The 23,746-nt window shown below is 66.3% G+C and carries 20 protein-coding genes; 10 read left to right on the top strand and 10 right to left on the bottom strand.

The window, feature by feature from the left end:
• Window positions 1-104: 104 nt before the first annotated feature.
• From mtgA to ABS45_RS06115, 6 genes are all read right to left on the bottom strand, one after another.
• Window positions 105-839, bottom strand: a complete 735-nt coding sequence (mtgA, locus tag ABS45_RS06140) for a monofunctional biosynthetic peptidoglycan transglycosylase (protein ID WP_291554143.1) — start codon at window positions 837-839, stop codon at window positions 105-107.
• Window positions 836-1,675, bottom strand: a complete 840-nt coding sequence (aroE, locus tag ABS45_RS06135) for a shikimate dehydrogenase (RefSeq protein WP_291554141.1) — start codon at window positions 1,673-1,675, stop codon at window positions 836-838. Before aroE ends, mtgA begins: the two co-directional genes overlap by 4 nt.
• Window positions 1,672-2,541 carry a TonB family protein gene (locus ABS45_RS06130; RefSeq protein ID WP_291554139.1) on the bottom strand — a complete coding sequence of 290 codons (870 nt, stop codon included), beginning with the start codon at window positions 2,539-2,541 and terminating at the stop codon, window positions 1,672-1,674. Before ABS45_RS06130 ends, aroE begins: the two co-directional genes overlap by 4 nt.
• Window positions 2,538-4,607, bottom strand: coding sequence for an RNB domain-containing ribonuclease (locus ABS45_RS06125; RefSeq protein ID WP_291554137.1), 2,070 nt, complete (start codon window positions 4,605-4,607; stop codon window positions 2,538-2,540). Before ABS45_RS06125 ends, ABS45_RS06130 begins: the two co-directional genes overlap by 4 nt.
• A 30-nt stretch (window positions 4,608-4,637) precedes the next feature.
• A complete protein-coding gene (locus tag ABS45_RS06120) occupies window positions 4,638-5,399 on the bottom strand; it encodes a metallophosphoesterase (RefSeq protein WP_291554135.1) in 762 nt (253 codons plus the stop codon).
• Between the two features lie 63 nt (window positions 5,400-5,462).
• Complete coding sequence (locus ABS45_RS06115) at window positions 5,463-6,047, bottom strand: YqiA/YcfP family alpha/beta fold hydrolase (protein ID WP_291554134.1); 585 nt, start codon at window positions 6,045-6,047, stop codon at window positions 5,463-5,465.
• A gap of 71 nt (window positions 6,048-6,118) precedes the next feature.
• Between ABS45_RS06115 and rodA the strand changes: the two genes are divergently transcribed.
• The 7 genes from rodA (at window position 6,119) to ABS45_RS06080 (ending at window position 15,409) form a co-directional block, all read left to right on the top strand.
• The gene (rodA, locus tag ABS45_RS06110; protein ID WP_291554133.1) at window positions 6,119-7,294 is read left to right on the top strand and encodes a rod shape-determining protein RodA; all 1,176 of its coding nucleotides are present in this window, start codon (window positions 6,119-6,121) and stop codon (window positions 7,292-7,294) included.
• Window positions 7,295-7,316: 22 nt separating this feature from the next.
• On the top strand, window positions 7,317-8,777 hold the full coding sequence (tldD, locus tag ABS45_RS06105) for a metalloprotease TldD (RefSeq protein WP_291554131.1): 1,461 nt from the start codon (window positions 7,317-7,319) through the stop codon (window positions 8,775-8,777).
• Window positions 8,778-9,004: 227 nt separating this feature from the next.
• The gene (locus ABS45_RS06100; protein ID WP_291554129.1) at window positions 9,005-10,165 is read left to right on the top strand and encodes a 3-deoxy-7-phosphoheptulonate synthase; all 1,161 of its coding nucleotides are present in this window, start codon (window positions 9,005-9,007) and stop codon (window positions 10,163-10,165) included.
• 29 nt (window positions 10,166-10,194) lie between these two features.
• Window positions 10,195-11,178 (top strand): MDR family oxidoreductase, encoded by a 984-nt coding sequence (locus ABS45_RS06095; RefSeq protein WP_291554127.1) that lies wholly within the window; start codon window positions 10,195-10,197, stop codon window positions 11,176-11,178.
• Window positions 11,179-11,206: 28 nt separating this feature from the next.
• Window positions 11,207-12,373 (top strand): alpha-hydroxy acid oxidase, encoded by a 1,167-nt coding sequence (locus tag ABS45_RS06090; protein ID WP_291554126.1) that lies wholly within the window; start codon window positions 11,207-11,209, stop codon window positions 12,371-12,373.
• A gap of 142 nt (window positions 12,374-12,515) precedes the next feature.
• Window positions 12,516-13,706, top strand: coding sequence for a DNA polymerase IV (dinB, locus tag ABS45_RS06085; RefSeq protein WP_291554125.1), 1,191 nt, complete (start codon window positions 12,516-12,518; stop codon window positions 13,704-13,706).
• A 146-nt stretch (window positions 13,707-13,852) separates the two neighbouring features.
• Window positions 13,853-15,409 (top strand): PAS domain-containing methyl-accepting chemotaxis protein, encoded by a 1,557-nt coding sequence (locus ABS45_RS06080; protein ID WP_291554123.1) that lies wholly within the window; start codon window positions 13,853-13,855, stop codon window positions 15,407-15,409.
• 168 nt (window positions 15,410-15,577) lie between these two features.
• On the opposite strand, the gene queF is transcribed toward ABS45_RS06080, so the two are convergent.
• From queF to ABS45_RS06060, 4 genes are all read right to left on the bottom strand, one after another.
• A complete protein-coding gene (queF, locus tag ABS45_RS06075; protein WP_291554121.1) occupies window positions 15,578-16,429 on the bottom strand; it encodes an NADPH-dependent 7-cyano-7-deazaguanine reductase QueF in 852 nt (283 codons plus the stop codon).
• Window positions 16,430-16,510: 81 nt separating this feature from the next.
• Window positions 16,511-17,359 (bottom strand): 2OG-Fe(II) oxygenase, encoded by an 849-nt coding sequence (locus ABS45_RS06070; protein ID WP_291554120.1) that lies wholly within the window; start codon window positions 17,357-17,359, stop codon window positions 16,511-16,513.
• Window positions 17,356-18,135, bottom strand: a complete 780-nt coding sequence (gene yaaA / locus ABS45_RS06065; protein WP_291554118.1) for a peroxide stress protein YaaA — start codon at window positions 18,133-18,135, stop codon at window positions 17,356-17,358. Before yaaA ends, ABS45_RS06070 begins: the two co-directional genes overlap by 4 nt.
• Before the next feature lie 161 nt (window positions 18,136-18,296).
• On the bottom strand, window positions 18,297-21,197 hold the full coding sequence (locus ABS45_RS06060) for an Rne/Rng family ribonuclease (RefSeq protein WP_291554116.1): 2,901 nt from the start codon (window positions 21,195-21,197) through the stop codon (window positions 18,297-18,299).
• Window positions 21,198-21,711: 514 nt separating this feature from the next.
• Between ABS45_RS06060 and ABS45_RS06055 the strand changes: the two genes are divergently transcribed.
• From ABS45_RS06055 to ABS45_RS06045, 3 genes are read left to right on the top strand one after another with little or no spacing between them, the layout of a single operon-like run.
• Window positions 21,712-22,701, top strand: coding sequence for an RluA family pseudouridine synthase (locus ABS45_RS06055; protein WP_291554114.1), 990 nt, complete (start codon window positions 21,712-21,714; stop codon window positions 22,699-22,701).
• The gene (locus ABS45_RS06050) at window positions 22,698-23,366 is read left to right on the top strand and encodes an HAD-IIIA family hydrolase (protein WP_291554112.1); all 669 of its coding nucleotides are present in this window, start codon (window positions 22,698-22,700) and stop codon (window positions 23,364-23,366) included. Before ABS45_RS06055 ends, ABS45_RS06050 begins: the two co-directional genes overlap by 4 nt.
• Window positions 23,366-23,746: a Rieske 2Fe-2S domain-containing protein gene (locus ABS45_RS06045; RefSeq protein ID WP_291554110.1), complete on the top strand. Its 381-nt coding sequence runs from the start codon at window positions 23,366-23,368 to the stop codon at window positions 23,744-23,746. Before ABS45_RS06050 ends, ABS45_RS06045 begins: the two co-directional genes overlap by 1 nt.

Genomic DNA, 23,746 nt, shown 5'->3' with positions numbered 1-23,746 from the left:
GACGCTGCGCTCTTCGGGCTGTCCCGTTGCGCACATGCGCAACGAGAGCCGCAGCCCTCAGCCCCAAAGGGGCGAGGGTGACATGCGGGATGGCGTGCACAAGCTTACGGCAATTGCGCCGCCGGCATGCGCGCCAGGATGGTGCGTGTGCGCCCGGCAAGGTAGGCCGATTGGGGCGTTTTCTCGAACCGGCGCGGCGCGGGCAGCATAACGGCCAGGCGCGCGGCTTCGGCGGCGCTGAGTTGGCTGGCGTGCTTGCGGTAGTAGTGCTGCGCTGCGGCTTCGGCGCCCCAGATGCCGTTGCCCCATTCGACGTGATTCAGGTAGAGCTCGAGGATGCGCTGCTTGCTGAGGAAAGCCTCCAGAGTGTAGGCCAGCAGCAGCTCCTGGCCCTTGCGCAGCAGCGTGCGCTCGCCCGACAGCAGCAGGTTCTTGGCCAGCTGCTGGGTGATGGTGGAACCGCCGTGCAGCCGCAGCGCGCGCACGCGCCGGCGGCCCGGGCGCTGCTGTGCCTGCGCGGCTTGCTCGCGTGCGGCGGCATTGCGTTCCCAGGCCTTTTCGATCGCCGTCCATTCGACGCCGTCGTGCTGGGTAAAGCCATCGTCCTCGGAGGCGATGACGGCGCGCTTGAGCTGGGTGGAAATCCGCGCGTAGGGCACCCATTGCTGCTGCCAGTGCAGCGCTTCGGGGGAGCGCCACTGCTGCCAAAGCGCGCTGCGCTCAAAGCTGGTCGATGCCGGGTCCAGGCGCGCCATGAGCGCGATGCGCATTACGAAAAACAGCTGCAGCGCCACAAAGGCCAGCAGCACCAGCGCCAGCCAGCGCAGAAGGCCTTTCATGAGGCCAGCAACGCGCGCAGCTCGCCGAGCACCTGGCCTGCGGGCGGGCGCACGCCGCGCCATAGCAGAAAGGATTCGGCCGCCTGCTGCACCAGCATGCCCAGGCCATCGCGGGCGCGCGCGCCATGCTGCGTGGCCCAGTCCAGAAAGCCTTGGGCAGCGGCGCCGTACATCATGTCGCAGGCCAGGCTGCCGGGGCGCAGCACCGATGCAGGCACTGGGATGCCGCCACCGGCAAGGCTGCTGCTGGTGGCGTTGATGATTACATCGAAATCGGCCTCTGGCGCTTTCTGATCAAGCGCAAATAGCTCTGTATTTGATAGCTTTGCAAGGTCGAGGTGGCGTGCCACCAGCGCCTCGGCGCGCGCCTGGGTGCGATTGCACACCGCCAGGCGTCGGGGAGCGCGCGCCAGCAGCGGCGCCAGCGCCCCGGCGGCTGCGCCGCCCGCGCCGATCAGCAGCACGTCGCGCCCGGCCAGCGGCACGCCTGCGCCCTGCTCGATGTCGGCCACCAGGCCCAGGCCGTCGGTGTTGTCGGCATGGATGCGCCCACCGGCAAGCACCAGGGTGTTGGCGGCGCCCGCCTGCGCCACGCGTTCGCTGCGCGTATCGGCCAGCTGCGCGGCCTCATGCTTGAAGGGGATGGTGATGTTGCAGCCGCGCCCGCCGGCGTTGGCAAACTGGCGCACGGCAGCGGCGAAACCATCGAGCGCCACGAGCTGCGCGTCGTAGCCAAGCAGCTCGCCCGTGAGCGCGGCAAAGCGCGCATGGATCCAGGGCGAGCGGCTGTGGGCGATCGGGTGGCCCATCACGCAGTAGCGGTCGGTGCCTGTCATTGCGGCTCCATGACTTTGGTTTGCAGGACCTGTTCACGCGTGAACTTGAAGCGCGCGACGACGGCGAGCTGATCGGTCTTGGCGCGCATCTCGGCGTTGAACGGGCCAAACGGACCGGCGGCGCGCGCGATGGCTTCGGCGCGGCTGTCCAGCAGCTTGTTGCCCGAGCCTTGCACGATTTCCGTCGAAAGCACGCTGCCGTCAAAGTTCACCGTGAGAATCATCACCAGGTTGCCATAGAGCTTTTTGCCACCGGCTTCGGGGAAGTTGCGCGTGCCCTTGTCTTCCACCTTGCGCCGCAGCTGGTCGTAGTACAGCGCATACACCGCCTCGCGCGTGGCGGGGCTGATGTAGCGCTTCCTCGGGCGGGCGTTTTCCTCGTTCACGCGCTTTTCAATTTCGGCCAGCAGGCGGATCAGCTGGCGGCGCTTTTCTTCCTGCGCGCGGCCTTCGGGGCTTGGGTTGGCCTGGTGCGGATCGGGCTCGGGCAGCATGGCCAGCTGGCGCCGCACCTGCGTCAGCAGCTGGTTCTGCTGCTGCAGCATCTGGTCCATCTGCTTGCGGGCGTCTTCGCTGTCGTCGCCCACGGCGGTCAATGCCGAGTAGGGCAGCGGGCTGGTGGCGCGGCCCTTGTCAGCATCGCCGCCGCCGGCCAGAGCGGTCTGCGCCACGGCCTGCGCTTTTTCCGGCGCCTCCTTGCCCTTGGCGTTGACGAGGATCACCTCCAGCGGCGTGTCTTCAAAGATGCGGTCAAACGCCGCCGGCGCGACGAAGCGCACCGTCAGCAGTGCCGCATGCACTGCAATCGAGATGCCCAGCGCGATCTGCAGCGTGCCGAGCTGGCGCAGAGGCTGCTGCCAGTTCACGGCGCGGGAGCCTCCGCGGCGGCATCCGCGCCTTCGTTCACGTCCACCGCAATCGACAGCGTGGCTTGCGGGGCTTCGGCGTCTTCATCGTCGATCACCGCATCGTCGCTCGCGTCCAGCGGATCATCCAGGCGCCCGGCCAGCGTGCCGTTGATCTCCAGCGTGATTTCGTCCGCCGTGCCCAGATGCACGCGCACGCGCGCACCGCGCGGCAGGCCCTGCGCACCGAGCACCGGCAACACCAGCGGCAGCGCATCGGCGCGCACCAGGCAATCGCCGTTCATGCCATCGCGGATGACGGCGCAATCGAGTTCGGTGATGCCTTGCTGCCTGAGGTAGCGCAGCGTCCACCAGCGCTCCATGCTGGATTGGTAGGCGTTGTAGGCGCCGTAGGTGGCGTCAAAACTGCTGATGATGGCGAACAGGTTGGCGTCCTTGGGCTTGAAGGGCGCGGCCAGGGCCGCCGTGGTGCCGTGGCGCACGCAGGCGATGATCTGCCACTGGTTGAGCAAGTCGACATAGCGGCGCAGCGGCGAGGTGGCCCAGGCGTAGCAGGGCACGCCTATGCCGGCATGCGGCAGCGCCTTCAGGCCCATGCGCACCTTCACGCCCGGCGCCAGGCTGGCCTGGCTGCGGTAGATGCCGGGCACGCCGTGCTCGGCCAGCATGCGGCCCCAGCTGCTGTTGGCGACGATGGCCGCCTCGGCGACGATGAGGTCCAGCGGCGCGCCGCGCTTGCGGGTGGTGATGGCTACCGTCTCGCTGCCGTCGGGCTCCTCGCCACCGCCGCCCGTGAGGCGGAAGGTGTAGTCCGGCCGGTTGAAGTGCTCGGGCTTGCCGCGTACCTCTTCGCGCCCGGCCTTCAGGTGGCGTGCCAGCTTGTATAAAAAAGTGAGCTCTTCGCGCTTGTCCAGCAAGGGTTGGGGCGTGTTTTCGATTGAAATTTCCGGCTGTGTGATCCAGTCCTCGGTGACGATGGCGTCGAGCTGGTCGTGGCGGAAGTTGATCGCCACCTGCACGCGCTCCAGCCGGGTTTCCTTGGCCAGCACTTCCAGAGTCGCCTCGTCCCAGGTGACGTACAGCGAGACTGCAGGGTTGGCGCGTTCGGCGTCCAGGGTGTAGAGCTGCACCACCTCGGGCGGCAGCATGGTGATCTTGTGACCCGGCAGGTAGACGGTGGACAGGCGCTGGCGTGCGATCGCGTCCAGCGCGTCGCCCGGCTGGATGGCAAGCCCGGGTGCGGCGATATGGATACCCACGGTGACGCGCCCGCTGCCCAGGCCCTGCACCGAGAGCGCGTCGTCGATCTCGGTGGTCTCCGAGTCGTCGATTGAATACGCCGTGACGGGCGCCAGCGGTAGATCCTGCGGCGGCTCGGGTGCGGCCATGGGCGCAAAGCACGTGCCCTTGGGGAACCATTCAAACAGAAAGCGCTGCCAGTGAAAGTCGTAAGCCGAGGCAATCGCCCCTGCCTCCTGCAGCAGCGCCAGCGGCGCCTTGTGCGCGCTGCGGCTGGCCTCCACCACCGCCTTGTACTCGGGCGCATTCTTGTCCGGCTTGAAGAGAATTTTGTAGAGCTGCTCGCGGATGGGCGCCGGGCATGCCTGGGCAGCGAGTTCGCCCGCCCAGGCGTCGATCTGGGCCTGGACCTGCTTTTTCTTCTCGATCGCGGCCAGCGCCTGTTGCAGGATTTCGGGCGGCGCCTTCTTGAACCGCCCCTTGCCCGCACGGCGAAAGTAATGCGGCGCCTCAAACAAGGCGAGCAGCATGCCGGCCAGCTCCGGCGCCGGTGCCTTGTCGGAAAAATACTCGTGCGCCAGCTCGGCAAAGCCGAATTCACCGTCAGGCGCAAACTCCCAGGCCAGCGGCAGCTCCACCGTGGTGGCCAGCTGCTGCGCCTGCGCCAGCAGTTCGTCGGGCGCGGGCTGCTCGAACTTCAGCAACAGGGCCGCGCCCTTGACCTTGACGCGCTTGCCGCTGCTGAGCTCCACCTGCGCGGAGCTGTCGGTCTCGGAGAGGATGCGCCCGGCGTGGAACTTGCCAGCGTCTTCAAACAATGCATGCATGGGGCGAATTTTCCCATGCGCTGTGCCGCCTCAGACCTGCAGCACCAGCTGCGGGTCGAAATTCACGTTTTCATTCACGCCATCGCGCGCATAGCCGCGCGGGTTGGCCACCACGCGCGTGCGGCCGATGTGGTAGTCGAAGCTGTCGTGCACATGGCCGTGCAGCCACAGCGCGGGCTGCCAGCGCTGAATTTGTGGTTCCAGATCCGAGATGAAGGCGGCGTTGATGGGCGAGCCGGCAAACTTGGCGGCAATGCTGCCGCGCGCGGGCGCAAAGTGCGTGATGACGACGGTAGGGCCGTCAAACGGCTCGGCAAAGCGCTTTTCCAGCCAGGCGACGGATTGGTCGAACAGCAGCTGCGACACCGCCGGGCTGAAGCAGTCGGCAAATTCCGGCGCCACAGTGATGCGCGTGTAGTCGCGGGCAAATTGCGTGATCTTCTGGATCGCTGCGTCGCGTTCCTCGCGCGAGGCGAGCAGGCGAAAGTCGGACCACAGCGTGCAGCCCAGAAAGCGCACGCCCTGATGGCGCCATTCGTCCTGCTCCAGGATGCGCACCGTGCTGCCGGCGGCGTGCTGGCGCAAGGCCCGGTCGGTGCCCACCAGGTCGCTGCCAAAAAATTCGTGGTTGCCGGCAACGAACAGCGTGGGCTGGCGGTACTGGCGCGCCCAAGCCATGGCCTGCTCGGGCCGGTGCAGGTCGCCGGCGAGCACCACCACATCGGCCTCGGTGGGCGGTGGCTCCATCGTTTGAACGGACAGGTGCAGGTCGGAGAGCAGGGCGATCTTCATGGCGTGTCGAACAAGCTGGAACACGGAACTGCCGCCAAGGATACGGCAGCCTGCGCAGCCCTGCTACGCGAGTGCACAGAACCCCAGAACGCGATCGAGCAGCGCGTCAAAGCCGGAAAGCGCATGGTCGCCACCCTCCAGCACGATCTGCTCGGCCTGCGGGTAGCGTGCCAGCATCTCGCGCCAGTCCAATACTTCGTCGCCCCGGGCCGCCACCAGCAGTTCGGGCCCTGCGGGTGCCCTGGCGCGCAGGTCCAGCGCCTGCAATTCGGCGATGTATTCCTCGCGAAACCAGAAATGGTCTTCAGGCTGGTGCCAGCTGCTTTGCTCTCCGATGTACTGCACCAGATCGCGCGCCGGATGGACAGCCGGGTTGAGCAGCACGCTGGCGCAGCGCTTGCGCGCGGCGATCCAGCTGGCGTAGTAGCCGCCCAGCGAGGAGCCGATCACCGCCATCCGGCTGCCGGGCCAGCCGGCGATGCCAGCGGCCACCCGCGCCATCGCTTCGCGCGGTGAGGGCGGCAGCTGCGGGCACCAGAACAGCACCTGCGGGTGTCGCTGCGCCACCGCCTGCGCCACCAGTCGCGCCTTGGTGGACTGCGGCGAGGAGCGAAAACCGTGCAGGTAGAGCAGGTGGGTGGTGGGCATGGGGCGATTGTGGACCCTGGAGGGCGACGGGTGCCTGAGGCAGGGTGCGGCGTTGCCATAATTGCGCGCCCATGCCGCTGGATACCTTTGACAAACCCACGCTGCTGCAGCGCATCGTGCCGCTGCTGCGCGGCTTTGACATGCTCTTGCTGCTGCTGATCGCTGCGTTGATGGGCATAGGGTTGGTGGCCATGTACTCGTCGGGCTACGACTTTGCCCACCGCTTCAGCGATCATCTGCGCAACCTGCTGCTGGCGCTGGGCATTCTGTTTGTCGTGGCGCAGGTGCCGCCGCAAAAACTCATGGCGATCTCCGCACCGCTGTACGCCATCGGCGTGGCGCTGCTGATTGCGGTGGCGCTGTTCGGCATCACCAAGAAGGGGGCGCAGCGCTGGATCAATGTCGGCGTGGTGGTGCAGCCCAGCGAGCTGATGAAGATTGCCATGCCGTTGATGCTCGCCTGGTGGTTCCAGCACCGCGAAGGGCAGTTGCGGGCGCTGGATTTCGGCGTCGCCGCTCTGCTGCTGGTGCTGCCGGTAGGCCTCATCATGAAGCAGCCCGATCTGGGCACGTCGCTGCTGGTGCTGGCGGCGGGCCTGTCGGTGATCTTTTTTGCCGGCCTGCCGTGGAAGCTGGTGCTGCCGCCGGTGGTGCTGGGCGCCATCGGGATAGCGTTGCTCGTCGCCTTCGAGCCGCAACTGTGCGCGCAGGGCGTGAACTGGCCGTTGCTGCACGACTACCAGCAGCAGCGCGTGTGCACCTTGCTCGACCCCTCGCGCGACCCGCTGGGCAAGGGCTTTCACATCATCCAAGGCATGATCGCCATCGGCTCGGGCGGCTTCTGGGGCAAGGGCTTCATGTCCGGCACGCAAACGCACCTGGAGTTCATCCCCGAACGCACGACGGACTTCATCTTCGCCGCGTTTTCCGAGGAGTTCGGGCTGGTGGGTAACCTGGTGCTGATCACCTGCTTTCTGCTGCTGGTCTGGCGCGGGCTCGCCATCGCGCTGCGCGCCACCTCGCTGTTCTCGCGCCTGGTGGCGGGGGCGGTGGCGATGATTTTCTTCGCCTACGCCTTCGTCAACATGGGCATGGTCAGCGGCCTGCTGCCCGTCGTGGGTGTGCCGCTGCCGTTCGTGAGCTACGGCGGGACGGCCGCGGTGACGCTCGGATTTGCACTTGGCGTACTGATGTCGATCGCCCGGGCGCAGCGCCAGGAACCCGAGGGGCTGCCGGCGCCGTTGTAGCCGGTGTAGGACAATCTTCGCCATGATTTCACGCGAACCCACGATCGAGCGCCTGGCCACGGCCCGCGCGCTGCTGCTTGAACCCTTTGGCCTGGATGAAACCCACCTGGGCTGCGCGCTCGACGAAATCCGCGCGCACCGCGTGGATGACGCCGACCTGTACTTCCAGTACACGCGCAGCGAGGGCTGGAGCCTGGAGGAGGGCATCGTCAAGACCGGCTCGTTCTCCATCGACCAGGGTGTGGGCGTGCGCGCGGTGAGCGGCGAGAAGACGGCGTTCGCCTATGCCGATGACATTTCCGAGGCCTCGCTGCTCGATGCGGCGCGCACTGTGCGGTCAATTTCGGCCGCAGGCAAGGCGGGGCGGGCGCGGGTAGCTCTCAAAAAAATCAGCAAAAGCCGCGCGCTGTACCCGCAACTGGACCCGATCGCGTCCCTGGGCAGCACCGAGAAGGTGCAATTGCTGGAGCGCGCCGAATGTGCCGCGCGGGCACGCGATCCGCGCGTCGTGCAGGTGATGGCGGGCCTGGCTAGTGAATACGACGTGGTGCTGGTGGCGCGTGCCGATGGCACGCTGGCCGCTGACGTGCGCCCGCTGGTGCGCCTGTCGATCACGGTGATTGCCGAGCAAAAAGGTCGGCGCGAAGTCGGCTCGGCCGGTGGCGGCGGGCGCTTTGGCCTGGCGTACTTCAGCGACGAGCAGATCGGCCAGTACGTGGATGAGGCCGTGAATGCTGCCCTCGTGAACCTGGAGTCGCGCCCCGCGCCCGCGGGCGAGATGACGGTGGTGCTGGGCCCCGGCTGGCCCGGCGTGCTGCTGCACGAGGCGGTGGGCCATGGTCTGGAGGGTGATTTCAATCGCAAGGGATCATCGGCGTTCTCTGGCCGCATCGGCGAGCGTGTCGCGGCCAAGGGGGTGACGGTGCTGGACGACGGCACGATGGCCGAGCGGCGCGGCTCGCTCAATATCGACGACGAGGGTCACGCCACACAGAAAAACGTGCTGATCGAAGACGGCATCCTGAAGGGCTACATGCAGGATGCGCTCAACGCCAGGCTGATGGGCGTGCCACGCACCGGCAACGGCCGGCGCGAGAGCTATGCCCATGTGCCCATGCCGCGCATGACCAATACCTACATGCTCAGCGGCGACAAAGACCCGCAGGAGATCGTCACCAGCATCAAGAAAGGCCTGTTCGCCACCAACTTCGGCGGCGGGCAGGTGGATATCACCAGCGGCAAATTCGTCTTCTCCGCCAGCCAGGCCTGGTGGGTGGAAAACGGCAAGCTGCAGTATCCGGTCAAGGGCGCCACGCTGGTGGGCAACGGGCCCGATGCGCTGAAGAAGATCCGCATGATAGGCAACGACCTGGGGCTCGACAGCGGCGTAGGCACCTGTGGCAAGGAAGGCCAGAGCGTCCCGGTGGGCGTGGGCATGCCGACGCTGCGCATTGACGGGCTGACTGTGGGCGGCACCGCATGATGGCTGTAGCGCTGCGGCAACGCCCCATGTTGCACTGCCGCAAATCGTGCTACATTGAACGCATGGCTTCGAACAGCGCTTTCTACTTTTACTTTTGGTTCTCGACCCAAGGCGGTTGAGAGGTACGCGCACATGCATTGAGCCCCTTCTCTACAAAAGACCGCCGCAGCGAACAGCCCGGCGGTTTTTTTATGGCTTTCAAACCCTCCACAGCAAGGAAGACACCCATGACTCCCCCCAGCAGCAAGAACGAAAACTGGCAGTACGGCAGCACACCGACGACGAGTGCCACCGACGACCAACGCATCCAGGACATTACCGTGCTGCCCCCTCCGGAACACCTCATCCGCTTCTTCCCGATCCGCGGCACCGCCGTCGAGACCCTGATCGCCGACACACGCCGGCGCATCCACCGCATCATGCGCGGGGAGGACGATCGCCTGCTGGTCATCATCGGCCCGTGCTCCATTCACAACCCGGATGCGGCGATCGAATATGCGCGCAAGCTCAAGGCCGTGCGCGAGCAATACCAGGACAGGCTGGAGATCGTGATGCGGGTGTACTTCGAGAAGCCGCGCACCACCGTGGGCTGGAAGGGCCTGATCAACGATCCCTATCTCGATGGCAGCTACCGCATCGACGAGGGCCTGCGCATCGCGCGCCAGCTGCTCATCGACATCAACCGCCTGGGCGTGCCGGCGGCCAGTGAGCTGCTTGACACCATCAGCCCGCAGTACATCGGCGATCTGATCAGCTGGGGTGCGATCGGCGCGCGCACCACGGAAAGCCAGGTGCACCGCGAGCTGGCCTCGGGCATGTCGGCGCCAATAGGCTTCAAGAACGGCACCGATGGCAATATCCGCATCGCCACCGACGCGATCCAGTCCGCGAGTCGTGGCCACCACTTCCTGTCGATCCAGAAAAATGGCCTGGTTGCCATCGTACACACCGCTGGCAACCAGGATTGCCACGTGATTTTGCGCGGCGGCAAGGAGCCCAACTACGACGCCGCCAACGTGGCAGCGGCCTGCCAACAGTTGCAGGAGTCTGGCCTCACGCCTTCGCTGATGATCGATGCCAGCCACGCCAACAGCCGCAAGCAGCACGAGCGGCAGATGGAGGTGGTGGCAGACATCAGTGCGCAGGTGACAGGCGGCACGCAGGGCATCTTTGGCGTGATGATCGAAAGCGCGCTGGTGCCGGGGGCGCAAAAATTCAACCCGGGCAAGGACGATCCGCACCAGCTCGTCTACGGCCAGAGCATCACCGACGCCTGCCTCGGCTGGGAAGATTCGCTGGGTTGCCTGCAAACCCTGGCCGATGCCGTGGCGGCGCGGCGCGAGAAGGCGCCGGCCGTGCAGGAGAACGAGGCTCTGGCATCGGTGTAAGCTTTTGCCATTGCAACAGGAGGTAGCCAATGTTCCAAGGCATCTGGGTCAACAAGGAAGACGGGCAGTACCGTGCCGAGCTGCGCGGCATCAACAAGGAGCAGTTGCCCGAAGGCGACGTGCTGGTGCGCGTGAGCCACTCCACGCTCAATTACAAGGACGCGCTCGCGATCACCGGCGCATCGCCCGTGGTGCGCCAGTTTCCCCTGGTGCCGGGTATTGATTTTGCCGGCGTGGTCGAGACCTCCGCTGATCCCCGATACAAAAGCGGCGATTCGGTGGTGCTCAACGGCTGGGGCGTGGGCGAGAAGCATTGGGGCGGGTTGGCGGAATATGCCCGCGTCAGCGGTGATTGGCTGGTACCGCTGCAGCCGCCCTTCACGCTGCGCCAGGCGATGGCCATAGGTACGGCGGGCTACACGGCGATGCTGTGCGTGCTGGCGCTGGAGCGCCACGGCCTCACGCCCGCATCCGGCCCGGTGGTGGTGACCGGGGCGGCGGGTGGCGTGGGCAGCGTGGCGGTGGCGGTGCTGGCCAAACTGGGCTATGAGGTGAGCGCCGTCACCGGGCGGTCCGAGCAGGCAGATTTCCTGAAACACCTCGGTGCCCAGCACATCGTCGAGCGTGCCAGCCTGAGCGCGCCGGGCAAGCCGCTGACCAAGGAGCAATGGGCTGGCGCCATCGACGTGGCGGGTGGTCATGTGCTGGCCAATGTCTGCGCGGCGATGCGTTATCGCGGCGTGGTGGCGGCCTGCGGTCTCGCCTCGGGCATGGATTTTCCGGCGACGGTAGCGCCTTTCATCCTGCGCGGCGTGACGCTGGCGGGGGTGGACAGCGTGATGGCACCGCGAGCCGAGCGGCTGCTGGCCTGGCAGCGGCTGGCGCAAGACCTGGATCTTGCCTTGCTTGAGAGCCTGACGCAGGATGCCACGCTGGCTGACGCCCTCAGCCTCGCCCCCCAGTTGCTTGAAGGCAAGGTGCGCGGGCGTGTCGTGGTGTCCGTGCGCGGATGATGAGCGGTTCAGTATCAGGGTTAGCACCATGCCGTCGATTGACAAGATGACCTGCATCGAAGACCTGCGCCAGGTGGCCGAATGCCGCGTGCCGCGCATGTTCTACGACTATGCCGATACCGGCTCCTGGACGGAAAGCACCTATCGCGCCAACAGCGCCGATCTGCAGCGCATCCTGTTTCGCCAGCGCGTGGCGGTGAACATGGAAAACCGCAGCACCGCCACGACGATGGTGGGCGAGAAGGTGGCGATGCCGCTGGCGATTGCGCCCGTGGGCATGCTGGGCATGCAGCATGCCGATGGGGAAATCCATGCGGCGCGCGCCGCGAAAAAATTCGGCATTCCGTTCACGCTCTCGACCATGAGCATTTGCTCGATGGAAGACATCGCCGAGCAGGTCGGCGGGCCGTTCTGGTTTCAGCTTTATCTGATGCGCGACCGCGAATCGATGAAACGCATGATCGGGCGCGCCAAGGCTGCGGGCTGCAGCGCGCTCATGCTCACGCTGGACTTGCAGGTGATAGGCCAGCGCCACAAGGACATCAAGAACGGCCTGTCGGCACCCCCCAGGCCGACCCTCGCCAATATCCTCAACCTGATGACCAAGCCGCGCTGGTGCTTGGGGCTGCTGGGCACCCGCCGGCGCAGCTTCGGCAACATCGTGGGCCATGTGCAAGGCGTGGAGAACATGTCGTCGCTGGCCTCCTGGACCAATGAGCAGTTCGACCCGACGCTCTCCTGGGCCGATGTCGACTGGGTCAAGGAGCAATGGGGCGGCAAGCTGATCCTCAAGGGCGTCATGGAAGTCGAAGACGCGCAGCTGGCCGCACAGCATGGCGCGGACGCCATCATCGTCTCCAATCACGGCGGGCGCCAGCTCGATGGTGCGCCTTCGGCCATCCAGGCGCTGCCGGCGATCGTCGCGGCCGTGGGCGACCAGGTCGAGGTCTGGATGGACAGCGGCATCCGCACCGGTCAGGATGTGCTGCGCGCTTGGGCACTGGGGGCGCGCGGCGTGCTTTCCGGGCGCGCCATGCTCTACGGTCTGGGTGCGTTTGGTGAAGAGGGTGTGAGCAAGGCGTTGCAGATCCTGCACAAGGAGCTCGATACCAGCATGGCCTTCTGTGGTCATACCCGGATCGAGACGGTGGATCGCTCGATTCTGGTGCCGGGAACGTATCCGGTTGAGCGTTGAGCGTTTGGCGTTCAGCGTGGAAAAGAGGTTCAGCGTTGAGCGTTTGGCGTTCAGCGTGGAAAAGAGGTTCAGCGTTTGGCGTTCAGCGTGAAATTCCTGGAAACGCCTCGCCTCTTCGCACGCTCAACGCTCAACCTGTTTGATGTCTTTGCCTTCCTTGCGTCGCATCGCCCATCTGGACATGGACGCGTTCTTTGCGTCGGTGGAGCTGCTGCGTTACCCGCAACTCAAGGGCCTGCCGGTGGTGATAGGCGGCGCGCCAACGCAAGAGGAGGTGGCGCGCAGCCAGGCGTTTGCCGGGTGTCTGCATGAAATTCCCGTAGCTTCCTTTGCGCGCCTTGCCAGCTATGTCGGCCGGGGCGTGATCACCACCGCGACCTATCCGGCGCGCGCGTTCGGCGTGGGCTCGGCGATGGGCCTGATGAAGGCGGCGCGCCTGTGCCCGCAGGCCATTTTGCTGCCGGTGGATTTCGCCGAGTACCGGCGCTATTCGCGCCGCTTCAAGCAGGTGATTCTGGGCATCGCGCCGGTGATGGAGGATCGCGGTGTCGATGAGGTCTACATCGACTTCACCGAGGTGCCGGGCGGACAGCGCGAGGGCGGGCGGGTGCTGGCGCGGCTGATCCAGAAAAGCATCTTTGACGCCACCGGCCTGACCTGCTCGGTCGGTGTGGCGCCCAACAAGCTGATCGCCAAAATGGCCAGCGAATTCAACAAGCCCAACGGCATCGCGGTCGTGATGCCCGAGGATGTGCAAGCGCGTATCTGGCCGCTGGCGTGCCGCAAGATCAATGGCGTCGGCCCCAAGACCGATGCCCGCCTGCAGGCGCTGGGCATTCACACCATTGGGGAGCTCGCGGCGCGATCGCGCGAGAGCTTGGTGCAAGCCTTTGGCAAGTCGCATGGTGCCTGGCTGCGCGATGCCGCCTGGGGGCGCGACGAGCGGGCGGTCGAGACCCGCAGCGAGCCCGTATCGCTGAGCCGCGAGACGACCTTCGAGCGTGACCTGCATGCGGTGCACGACCGGCAGCTGCTGGGGCAGATCTTCACCGAGCTGTGCCAACAGGTGGCGCAGGATTTGCAGCGCAAGGGCTATGCCGGGCGCACCATAGGCATCAAGCTGCGCTATGACGATTTCAGGATTGCCACGCGTGACCAGAGCATAGCGCAGCCGACGCAAGATGCGCTGCTGATTCGCCGTGTGGCCGGGCTGTGCCTCAAGCGCGCGCCGCTGCAGCAGCGCCTGCGTTTGCTGGGCGTGCGCGTGACGGGTCTGGAACGGCTGGCTGCAGCGCCAGGCGCGCCGAGCGCGCCGGTTGACGCCTTGTTCTGATCCGCCGGGGACTTGCTGCCGTCATGTGTTGCGCCGTTGCCGCAATGGCACCCGGTTGCACCGCAAACCCGCGCCCTACCGGTACGATAGTGACGCGCATGTGACATTGTTTGAACCGTGAAATATTCAATTCAAAGGGGCGGCTCATGAGGATCAATTTACCGGTTACTCAGAACAACTACGACTATCCGAGCGACGAGATGCTGGTCTCCAGCACCAACACCAAGGGTGAGCTCACGCACTGCAACCCGGCCTTTGCCCGGGTGGCCGGCTTCGAGTACGACGAGCTCATAGGCCAGCCGCACAACATCATCCGCCACCCCGACATGCCGGCGGCCGCCTTCAAGGACCTGTGGCAGACCATAGGCCGAGGCAAACCCTGGACCGGCATGGTGAAGAACCGGCGCAAGAATGGCGATCACTACTGGGTGCTGGCCAATTTCACACCCGTGCTGCAGGGGCGCAAGCCCACAGGCTATATGTCGGTGCGCATCAAGCCGACGCAGGCACAAATCGCTGAAGCCGAGGCCTTGTACGCCACGATGCGCGCCGAGGCCGAGTCGGGCAAGACCACCGTTGTGCTGCGCGGCGGCAAGGTGTTTCATACCGGGCTGCGCGGCTGGTTCGAGCGCGTGGGTGAGATGGATTTCACCGCGCGCATGGCCTGGCTGCTGGGCATCATGGCGGTGCTGGCGCTGTTGCCCGATGCCCTGGGCATGCAGGGCCCGGCGGCTCTGGCATGGCGCGCAGCGGCGCTGGTGCTGGGCGGCGGCGCCCTGCTGGCCTATTTCCACAGGCATGTGGCCAAGGCCTTGCTGGAGGCCGAGAGCTTTGCGGGCGATATTGCCGGCTGCAATCTGACCTCCGAAGCGAACGTGAACTACCCGGGCACGCTGGGCGCGGTGATGCGCGGGCTGCGCCAGATCCAGGTCAACCTCAAGGCTGTCGTGGGCGACGTGCGCACCGAGGTGCGCGGCTTCACCCGCGCCGCGGGAGAAATTGCCCAGGGCAGCACGGCGCTGTCGGACCGCACCGAGTCCCAGTCCAGCAGCCTGGAGGAGACGGCTGCCGCGATGGAGCAGCTCTCGGGCACTATTGCGCACACCGCCGATGCGACGACGGCGATGGCGGCCGAGAGCGAACGCAGTTCGCAAGTGGCGAACAAGGGCAGTACGGCGATTGCCGAGGTGCGCACTTCGATGGAAAACCTGCGCAAGTCCTCGCACCGCATGGGCGAAATCGTCAGCACCATAGAGAGCATTGCCTTCCAGACCAATCTGCTGGCGCTCAATGCCGCGGTGGAGGCGGCGCGTGCCGGGGAGCAGGGGCGCGGCTTTGCCGTGGTCGCGGGTGAGGTGCGTGCCCTGGCCCAGCGCAGCGCGGGTGCGGCCAAGGAGATCGGCGGGCTCATTCACACCATGGTCTCGGGCATCGAGGACGGCACCGAGCGCATGGTGCAGGCGGGCGACACCATCAACGACATGGTGCGCTCGGTGCAGCATGTGAGTACCCAGGTCAATGAGATTACCGCCGCGGCACGCGAGCAGTCGCAAGGCATTGGCCAGGTGAACCTGGCGATCGCGCAGCTCGATACCGTCACGCAGCAAAACGCCGCGCTGGCGGAGGAATCTGCCGCATCGGCCACCGTGCTGCGCGACGGTTCGGTGTCGCTGGAGCGCAGCGTGGGGGTGTTTCGGCTGTAGGAGCCTGTCGGACTTGGAAATCGTCGGCTGCAAATCGACCGCAGCGGCCCATTTTTCACCGCTTTTTTGCCCAATAGCTCGGCTATTGGGCTGCAAACCCGGCAAAAACTGGTTTCGCTGGGGCCGATTTTCGCTATCGGCGCTCCAATTCCGACAGGCTCCCAGGCGCTATTGCCGCGCCGTGCGCATGGCGTGCGGCAGCGGCATCGGGTGGCTGGTGCGCAGCGGGTTGATGTCCAGCCCGCCGCGGCGCGTGTAGCGGGCAAAGACCGTCAGCTTGATCGGTTCGCAGCGCTGCAGGATATCCATGTAGATGCGCTCCACGCACTGCTCGTGAAACCCCTGATGGTTGCGGAAGCTGACGATGTAGCGCAGCAGCGCCGCCTGGTCGATCTGCGGACCGCTGTAGCTGATCTGGAGGCTGCCCCAATCCGGCTGGCCGGTGACCGGGCAGTTGCTCTTGAGCAGATGGCTCATGAGTACTTCCTCCACCGGCGCCTCGTCAAACGCGGCAGTCAGCAGCTCGGGCGCGGGCTGGTCGTGCGTGCATTCGACGTGCAGGCGATCGAGCAGCAGGCCATCCATTTCTTCGATACGCTCATCGCCAAACTGCTCGGGCGCGAGCAGTTGCACGCCTATGGTTCCCGGGTGCTCGGCGCCGCGCCAAGCGGCCTCGCTCAGGTCGGTGCGGATGCGCTCGCGCACCGCCTCGGCGCTGTCAAAGCGTGTCGCGTTCAGGCTGTTGAGGTAGAGCTTGAGCGATTTGCTCTCGATCAGATTCGGCGTTTCGCAGCCGATGGTGAAGCGGGCGATGGCGACTTGCGGCTTGCCGCGCGGATCGAGCCACGAGACTTCGTAGGCGTTCCACAGGTCGGCGCCGAAGAAGGGCGGCGCCCCATCGATGCCGATGGCCAAGCGGCCTTGGCTGCGGGCGATGGGAAAGAGCAGTGCGGGGTCGTAGTGCGCGGGGTAGGTGCTGGCTTGGCCCAGGGGCGAATGGCCGAGAGAGGATGTTTCCATAGTGATAGCTGCTTGCGCTTGTGGGGCAAGCGCTGGAGCCATATTTTTCTAAAATTTATCGATGGAGTGTGGCGCTGGGGTTCAGCGGAATTCGCGCTCGCGCAGCCACTTGGTGGCGATCCATTTCTCGCCCTCGATCACGGGCGAGCCGCCGTGCAGGCTGCGCGTGCTGGGGTGGGGGCGTTCGTAGCTGAAGAACACCGCGTTGCCCTGGCGCGGGGAGACCTCCAGATGCACATCCGGGAAGATGGTGCCGCCGCCTTTGACGGGGTTGTTCAGGTAGATCACCAGCGTGCCCACGCGCTGGCCGCCGCGTGCGAGGATCTTGGCGCTGCCGGCATGCTGGGGGTCGAAGTAGTCGTAGTGCGGCTTGTATTCGGCGCCGGGCTGGTAGTGCAGGATCTGCAGACCTTCACCGTTTTCAATCGGCCAGTTGACCAGGCGTGCGATGCGCTCTTCCAGGCGCTGGACCAGCGGCGTCTGGCCGCGTTCGAAGAACATGCCGTCGCTGGTGCGCTGCGCGTTCACCTCGCTGCCGCCGGTGGCGACTTGCACGGTGAGCGAGCGTTTGAGCTGGGGGCGGGCCTGCGCGATCAATTGCTCGGATTCCTCGCTGGAGAGCAGGTTGCCGAACAGCACCACGCGCGGCGAAGCCAGCGTCACCAGTACCTCTACCCGGCGGTCGCCCACGTCGATGAAGAGCGGGGCATCGTCCAGCGCCGGTTCGGGCACCGGCGTGGCCGCGGGCCAGCCCTGCTCCCGGGCCACCTTGTCCACATGGCCGCGCAGCACCTGTTCGATCGCATCCACCGCCACGTCCTCGGTCCAGCCGACCTTGCGCATGGCTTCGACGAGGGAGGGCGCGGTCACGCCCGCCGCTGCTTGCGAGACGATCCACTGGCGCAATTCGTTGGTGATCGTTTGTCTCATGCGGCATGCTCCCGGCGGAAGACGAGCCGATCGGGCGTTGACGCCTTGGCGCTGAAGGCGTAGCCCGCGCTGTCAAAACCCTGCAGTTGCCGCGGCGTTTCGGCCCGCTGCGCTATCGCCCAGCGCGCCATCAGCCCGCGGGCGCGCTTGGCGTAGAAGCTGATGATCTTGTAGTCCGCGCCCTTGCGGTCCTCGAACACGCATTCAACGACGCGCGCCGCCAGCACCTTGCGGTCGACGGACTTGAAATACTCTTGCGACGCGAGGTTGACGATGACGGGCTCCGACTTGCCCGCGAGTTGCTGGTTCAGGTATTGGGCGATGCGCGCGCCCCAGAACTGGTAGAGGTTGTCGCCCTGGTCCGTGGCCAGGCGCGTGCCCATTTCGAGGCGGTAGGGCTGCATCCAGTCCAGCGGGCGCAGCACGCCGTACAGGCCGCTCAGGATAGCGACATGCGCCTGCGCCCACTGCAGATCCTCCTGGCTGAGCGTGCCTGCCTGCAGGCCTTCGTAAACGTCGCCATTGAAGGCGAGCACCGCCTGGCGCGCGTTGGCCTTGGTGAAGCGCGGGCTGAAGGCCGCGTAGCGTGCGACGTTGAGCGCCGCCAGCGCGTCGCTCAGCTGCATGAGCTTGGCCACCTGTTGCGGCGATTTCTCGCGCAGCGTGGCGATCAGTGCCCGGGTCTGCGGCATGAACTGCGGCAGCGTGTGCGGCAGGCTGGCGGGCAGCGGGCTTTCGTAGTCCAGTGATTTGGCGGGAGAGAGCAGAAACAGCATGGCGTGTGGCAAGCGGTAGCGTCAGCCTTGATTGTCGCCGTGGAAACAGAACGAAAAAAGAGCCCGCACTGAAGCCAGTGCGGGCCTGTTGCACTACATGCATCAAAAACAGTTTTGGCGCTTGGCAGTCAAGCGATGCCAGCTACTGAATTTGAAGCGTATCAATGCGTTGCCGGTGGATCGAACGGCAATTGCACCTGACGCAGGTCACGACGCGTTTCCACCAGCACCAACGGGGCTTCGTCGATGGCAACCGGGGCCGGGCGTTCGCGCGGGACATGGATGGGCCGGGGTTCGGCGGCGATCGCCGCCTGTACGGCGGACACCTTGTCGGCATCCGATTGCACCCAGATCAGGCCGGACGCCAGCGCCGTTTCGGCCAAGGCCTGCACTTGCAGGGCAAACGCTGGTTCGGCTGGCGCGGCAGCGGGCTCGGCAACGGGCTCGGCATGATCCGGCGCTGCTGCCGGGGCTTGCAGCGGTGCAGGCGCTGCCGTCGTCGCCGGTTCTGGCGCTGCCGTGACGTCGATCACTGGTGCCAGCTCCGCTGCCGGGGCGGCTGGGGCCGCAGCGGCTTCGTTGGCAGCCGCCGTGGCCGGTTCGCTCGCTGCGTCCGGTGTGGCGAAGTAGCTCTTGCGTGCCGGTGTGAACGCGGGCTCGCCCTCGGGCAGGAGCTGTGTCGGCGCGAAATCGGCGGGCGCGGCGGTGTCGGCTTCGACCGCGGTGGCATCGTCGGCCGGTCGCTTGGCGCGCGGCGTGCGCGGGCGGCGGTCGCGGCCGTAGCGGTCGCGTGAGCGGCGTTCGCCATTGGTGGTGCTGCCCGTTTCCGTGTCGCGGTTCTCATCCTGGATGAGCGGCTGCTCGCTGGCGTTGGCCGGCTCGGCTGCGTCGATCGAGCCCGTTGCTGCCGGTGGCTGCGGCAGGTCGGCGCTGTCGCGTTCGCGGCGTGGCTCTCGCGGTTCGCGGCGGCGGCTGCGTTCGCCGTTGGTGCGCTCGCCGTCGCGTGCGCTGCGTTCCTGGCCGTTGTCGTTGCTGGTGCCGGCAGTGCTGGCGCCCACGCCGGCGCTGGCGGCCGTTGCGTCATCCGCGGGGCGCGTGCTCGCGCGCTCGCGGTTGCCGCGGCCGCTCTCACGCGGTTCGCGGCGCGGGCGCTCCTGGCCGTTGCCCTCGCGTGCTTCGCTGCGCTCACCGCGTTCGCCGCGCTCTGCGCGCTCGCCACGGCTGCCACCGCGGCGGTTGCCACCGCGGCGATTGCCGCCCCGGTCTTCGCGCGCGGCGGGTTCGGCGGCGGGCGTGGCTACAGGCGCAGCGACCGGCGCGCTGGCCGGTGGTGTGCCAAAGCCGAGCAGATTCTTGAGCCATGCCAGAAAGCCCGGTTGCGGCGCCAGCTGGGGTGCAGCCACTGGCGCGACCGGGGCCACCGGCACCGGCGCGGGCTTGGGCACCACCACCGGGGCCGGGGCATCGGGCAGCACGCCCTTGATCACCGGCGTCTGCTTGTTGGTCGGCTCTTGCGAGCGGCGCGTGATCTGCGTCTGTTCTTCCTCGACCTCGGCCATCTTGTAGCTGGCATCCATGTCGTCCAGGCGCGGATCGTCGTGCTTGAGACGCTCCAATTTGTAGTGCGGCGTCTCCAGCGACTTGTTGGGGATCAGCACCACGGAGATGCGCTGGCGCAGCTCGATCTTGGCGATCTCGGCGCGCTTTTCATTGAGCAGGAAGCTCGCCACCTCCACCGGCACCTGGCAGTGCACGGCGGCGGTGCTGTCCTTCATTGACTCTTCCTGGATCATGCGCAGCATTTGCAGCGCGAAACCTTCGGTGTCGCGGATGTGGCCGGTGCCGTCGCACAGCGGGCAGCGAATGTGCGCGCCTTCCGAGAGGGCGGGCTTCAGGCGCTGGCGGCTCATCTCCATGAGGCCGAATTTGCTGATGGTGCCGAACTGCACACGTGCGCGGTCCTGGCGCAGCGCGTCGCGCAAGCGGGTTTCCACGTCGCGGCGGTTGCGGGACTCCTCCATGTCGATGAAGTCGATCACGATCAGGCCGCCCAGGTCGCGCAGCCGCATCTGGCGCGCGACTTCGTCGGCCGCCTCCAGGTTGGTGCGGGTGGCGGTCTCCTCGATGTCGCTGCCCTTGATGGCGCGCGCCGAGTTCACGTCCACGCTGACCAGCGCCTCGGTGTGGTCAATGACGATCGAGCCACCCGAGGGCAATGTCACCATGCGCGCATAGGCCGATTCGATCTGGTGCTCGATCTGAAAGCGGCTGAACAGCGGCGCATCGTCGCGATAGCGCTTGACCCTGGCCGCATGCTCGGGCATCACGTGCGCCATGAACTGCTGCGCCTGGTCGTAGATATCGTCGGTGTCGATCAGGATGTCACCGATGTCGGCGCTGAAATAGTCGCGGATCGCGCGGATCACCAGACTCGATTCCTGGTAGATCAGGAAGGCGCCCTTGCCCGCCTTGGCCGCGCCGTCGATGGCGCTCCACAGCTTCAGCAGGTAGTTCAGGTCCCACTGCAGCTCGGGGGCGCTGCGGCCGATGCCGGCGGTGCGCGCGATGATGGACATGCCCTTGGGGTACTCGAGCTGGTCCATCGCCTCCTTGAGCTCGGCGCGGTCCTCGCCCTCGATGCGGCGGCTGACGCCGCCGCCGCGCGGGTTGTTGGGCATCAAGACTACGTAGCGACCAGCCAGGCTGATGAAGGTGGTGAGCGCCGCCCCCTTGTTGCCGCGCTCTTCCTTCTCGACCTGGACGATGAGCTCCTGGCCTTCCTTGATCACGTCCTGGATGCGCGCCTGCGATGGCGAGACACCCTCGGTGAAATACTGCTTGGAGATTTCCTTGAACGGCAGGAAGCCGTGGCGGTCTTCGCCGTAATCGACGAAACAGGCTTCGAGCGACGGCTCCACGCGCGTGACCACCGCCTTGTAGATGTTGCTCTTGCGCTGCTCGCGCCCCTCGATCTCGATTTCGTAGTCCAGCAGCTTCTGGCCGTCGACGATCGCCAGGCGCCGCTCTTCGGGCTGCGTGGCGTTGATGAGCATCCGTTTCATGATGCGTGTCCCTTGTTCCGTTGTATGGGTCGCAGGCGGCACCACGCCGCGCGCAAACCCGCAAATGCCGGGGCTGGCGATCGAGACAGGAACGGAAGCCGCGCACTCGCCGCGGCCCACGCAGAGCAATCAGCTGCGCGGGCGCAAGGGTGGGGCGTGGAGGTGGGCGAAAGGCAGAGGCAGGGGCTTCACTATGATTTCAGAAGCTGCTCGCGCCCGCCAGGCAAGCGGTTCAGGCGTTTTTGGCACAAAAAACACAGGCTCGCGCCCGTGCCAGTGCGACCAGATCCACGTCAGAACCACCCACATGATTTCGCTTTGATCCGCTGGCGCCGCGCTCGGGTAGAGCGCTGGCCAGCCTTGAATTCCGTATGCTGTATGTCGATGCGACAGCCCGCCGGACGGGCGCCTGCAAAGGCGTCAACTCCCGGTGGCATCACCAGCCTGTGCGACGGGTTGGGCGGGTGGCCACTAAACTTCAGCCACTTCAACCACTTACACACTCTCCACACAGGTGACGGCAATTATAGAGGGCAAACCATCCGGCGCCGCGCCCGCCCGGCTGCTGCAGGTGGACGCCGAGTCCAGCGGGCAGCGGCTGGACAATTTCCTGCTGCGTCATCTGAAGGGAGTGCCCAAGACCCATGTCTACCGCATCATCCGCAGCGGCGAGGTACGCCTGAACAAGGGCCGCACCAGCGCCGATGCGCGCGTGGCCGAGGGCGATCAGGTGCGTCTGCCGCCGGTGCGCGTGGTCGAAAAACCTGTCGGGGCGCCGCTTGCTCCGGCGCGTGAATTCCCCATCCTGATGGAAGACGACTGGCTCATCGCGTTGAACAAACCCGCCGGCGTGGCGGTGCATGGCGGCAGCGGCGTGAGTTTTGGCGTGATCGAGCAGCTGCGCCGCGCGCGGCCCGAGGCGAAATTCCTGGAGCTCGTGCACCGGCTGGATCGGGAGACCTCCGGCATTTTGCTGGTGGCCAAGCGGCGCTCGGCGCTGACGGCCCTGCAGGAGCAGTTTCGAGACCGGGCGACGGGCAAGACCTATCTTGCGCTGGTGATCGGCACCTGGCCGGAAAAGCTCAAGGTAATCGACACCCCGCTGCACAAGTACCTGCAGCCCGATGGCGAGCGGCGCGTGCGCACCACCACGGCTGAAGACCCCGATGGCATGCGCGCGGTGACGCTGGTCAAGCGCGCCAGGGTGATGGACGCGTGCCATGCCCAGGGGCTGCCCGCGATGAGCCTGCTGCAGGTTACGATCAAGACCGGGCGCACGCACCAGATCCGCGTGCACCTCGCAAGCCAGGGCCACGCGATCGCGGGCGATGAAAAATACGGCGACTTCGACCTCAACAAGCGGTTGAAAAAGCTCGGCCTGCCGCGCATGTTCCTGCACGCCTGGCGGCTGCAGTTTGACCACCCGGTCACTGGCGAGCGCGTGCAACTGCAGGCCGAACTTCCGGCTGAATTGGCCGCCTTTGCGGCATTCCCACCTCCATGACCACTACCCTTTCCCGCCGCTTTGACCTGATCGCCTTCGATTGGGACGGCACGCTGTTTGATTCCACCCAGCTCATCGTGCGCTGCATCCAGGAGGCCGTACGCGACGTGGGCGGCGCCGTGCCCAGTCCCGAGGCCGCTGCCTGGGTCATAGGCATGGCGCTGCCGCAGGCGCTGGCGCGCGCCGCGCCCGATGTGCCACCGAGCCACTACCCGGAGCTTGCCAACCGCTACCGCGTGCATTACGTGCAGCACCAGGACGACCTGAGCCTGTTTGACGGCGTGCTGCCGATGCTGGAGCACCTGAAAGCCAGCGGCCACCTGCTGGCCGTGGCCACCGGCAAGAGCCGCCGCGGGCTCGATCAGGCACTGGCCAGCGCGCAGCTCAAGGGCGTGTTCGACGCCTCGCGCACCGCCGATGAAACCGCGGGCAAGCCCGACCCGCTGATGCTGCAGGAGCTGATGGCCGAATTTGACCTGCCGCCCGAGCGCGTATTGATGGTGGGTGACACCACGCACGACCTGGAGATGGCGCGCAACGCCGCCTGTGCCAGCGTGGGCGTGGCCTACGGCGCGCACGACAGCGAAGGCTTCGCCGCGCTCTCGCCGCTGTTCGTCGCCCCCACGGTGGCGCGGCTCGATGCTTGGCTGGCGGAGCATGCGTGATGCCTGAAGCCGCCCCGAGTGAACGCATTTTTCTGTGCGCCAGCAGCGAACTGGTGGACGGCGGCACCGGTGTCGCGTTTGAGGTGGTCTACCGCGGCGAGAAGCTGCGCGCCTTCGCCGTGCGCTGGCGGGGTCAGGTGCAGGCCTACCTGAACCGCTGCACCCATGTCTGGACGGAGCTGGACTACCGCGAAGGGCATTTTTTCGACATCACCGGCCAGCTGCTGGTTTGCGCCACGCATGGCGCGGTGTTCGAGCCCGATACCGGTTGCTGCGTCGGAGGCCCGGGGCGCGGGCCGCTGACCAGGATCACCACCACCGAGGAAGCGGGCAGGGTGTACTGGCATACTGCCGCGCTGCTGCAACCGCAAAGCGCGTGA

It is taken from the genome of Comamonas sp. SCN 65-56 (assembly GCF_001724135.1).
Classification (GTDB): Bacteria; Pseudomonadota; Gammaproteobacteria; order Burkholderiales; family Burkholderiaceae_C; genus Comamonas_C.
The sequence above is the reverse complement of the archived record's forward strand: the minus strand, read 5'-3'. Positions and strand labels throughout refer to the sequence as shown.